This is a genomic window from Brooklawnia sp. (assembly GCF_032229645.1).
Lineage (GTDB): Bacteria > Actinomycetota > Actinomycetes > Propionibacteriales > Propionibacteriaceae > Brooklawnia.
Genome location: NZ_JAVTWX010000073.1, coordinates 6,867 through 8,861, shown reverse-complemented (window position 1 = coordinate 8,861; position 1,995 = coordinate 6,867). Strand labels below are relative to the sequence as shown.

General features: G+C 64.2%; 2 protein-coding genes. One reads left to right on the top strand and one right to left on the bottom strand.

Going from position 1 to position 1,995, the window contains the following annotated elements:
* The coding region (locus AAFP05_RS05190) for a galactokinase family protein (RefSeq protein ID WP_341728791.1) at positions 1-1,151 on the bottom strand (1,151 nt) is incomplete at its 3' end.
* A gap of 109 nt (positions 1,152-1,260) precedes the next feature.
* Between AAFP05_RS05190 and AAFP05_RS05185 the strand changes: the two genes are divergently transcribed.
* Complete coding sequence (locus AAFP05_RS05185) at positions 1,261-1,914, top strand: TIGR01906 family membrane protein (protein WP_341728790.1); 654 nt, start codon at positions 1,261-1,263, stop codon at positions 1,912-1,914.
* Positions 1,915-1,995: the final 81 nt, after the last annotated feature.

Here is a 1,995-nt window from a genome sequence, read left to right as displayed (position 1 = left end):
GCGAAACCGCCGCCGTGCACGCGGACTGCGCCACGTCCACCCAGCAGATGGGTGGCCAGCATGATCGCCACCCCCACCGCCTGCTGCCCGGGAGTGGCCGGGCTGAACAGGTTCTGCAGCTGCATCGCGGACGAGACGCCCGAGGCACGGACCAGTTCCAAGAAGTCGGAGAAGCGTCCTTCGGCCAAAGCCGACGCCTGCTCAGCAACCCGGGCATCGTCGGTGAAGAAATGCGCAGTCCGCAGCACTGCCCGATCGCCGGTCGCCGCCCGAACCGCGCGTAGCTCGGCCCAGAACTGGTCCGCCGGGACCTCGCTCAGGTATTGCTTGCCGAAATACCGCGCGACCGCGCCCATCTCGTCGGTGATCGCCGCGTATTCGTCGGTCAGATCGGCGTGATCGGCTCCGGAATCCACGATGCACAAGACATGCCCGGACGCAGCCATGTCGAACGCGATCGGCAGCACGACCGGATTGGCAGGATCGGCAAAATCGATGTGGACGATATCGCCCACCGAGCTGGCCATCTGATCCATCAGGCCCGACGGCTTGCCGAAGAAGACGTTTTCCGCATATTGCCCGACCTGGGCGAGTTCGATGGCGGAGAGGTCGTCGTCACAGAAGAGGTGGTTGACGATCACCCCGATGAGGATCTCGTAGGCCGCCGAGGACGACAGGCCCGAACCGCCGGGCACCTGCGAGGTGATGCAGGCATCGAAACCGCCGACCGCATAACCACGATCGGTCATCGCCCGGCAGATGCCGCGCACCAGCGACGCCGATGTGCCCTCCTCGCCCGCGACCGGCTCGAGTGCGGTTGCGTCCAGCTCGAGCAGCGGATAGCCGTCAGAGGCGATCCGGATGGTATCGGACGAATTGCGCCCCGCGCAGGCGACCATGTCGAGATTCACCGACCCGGCCAAGACCTGCCCGCGCTGATGATCGGTGTGGTTGCCGCCCATCTCCGTGCGCCCCGGAGCGGAGTATAGTCCCACTTCCCGGTCGCCGAAGGTGGTCCTGAACGTTCCCGCCAGCTCACTCAGACGTGCGCGCGTCGGCGCGACATCCTGCTCACCACTCGCGTAGATTCGCTGGATCTCGACATCGAGATTGCCGGCTGCGAGTTGTCGCTCCAAGTCGTTGAGCTTCACGTCATCCCTGACCTTTCTTTACCTTCGAAAGGAGCTTAGCTGATCGTCACCCGACGGTCAGCAGGCAGCCAAACCATCGTGGCCAGCGGGCCGCGCTAGTCTCGCCTGCATGAAACGTGTAGCGGGCGTGCTGGCTTCGATAGCCGTCGCGGGAGCCATCCTCGGCAATTCGGTGACCGCAGTCCTTGCCGCGACCTTCAGCTACCCGTGGTTCTCCGGCGGCCTGGTCAACAACTACGGCCTCTCCGCGGCCGAGATGCAGCAGAATTACGACCGTGTCGTCCGCTTCAGCCTGTTCCCATGGGTCGACGAGCTGCAGCTGGACACCTTGCCGATGTCCGCATCCGGAAGCCAGCACTTCGTCGACGCCAAGCAGATCTTCCAGATCTTCGTGCAGACCGGACTGATCTGCCTGGTCATCGGGCTGGTCGTCGGAATCTGGCTGTGGCGCAGACACCGGTCGTCCGGGTTTCTGACCGCCGGCGGCATCATCACCCTGGCCACCCCGGTGCTTATCGCGATCCCGCTGCTCGTCGACTTCGACCGCTCGTTCGTCGTCTTCCACGAGCTCTTCTTCAGCAACGACCTTTGGATCTTCGATCCGCGTACCGACCCCATCATCAACTACCTTCCCGAGGCGCTGTTCATGCGCAACGCATTTGCGATTCTTGCGTTGATGATCGCCCTCAGCGTCATCGCGATCGTCTGGGGCCGGCTGGCCGGACGCCGAGCCCGGCGACAAGCCGAGATCAGCGCTCGATGACTCGGGTCTGCAGGCTCACCTGTTCACGGAGCCGGGCAGTCTCGTCCTGGCTGGTGGTCATCACATAGAGCCCGATGGTCA

Bases quoted from the DNA above. Each gene is read 5' to 3' on its own strand.
- AAFP05_RS05185 (WP_341728790.1), top strand. From the start codon at position 1,261: ATGAAACGTGTAGCGGGCGTGCTGGCTTCGATAGCCGTCGCGGGAGCC.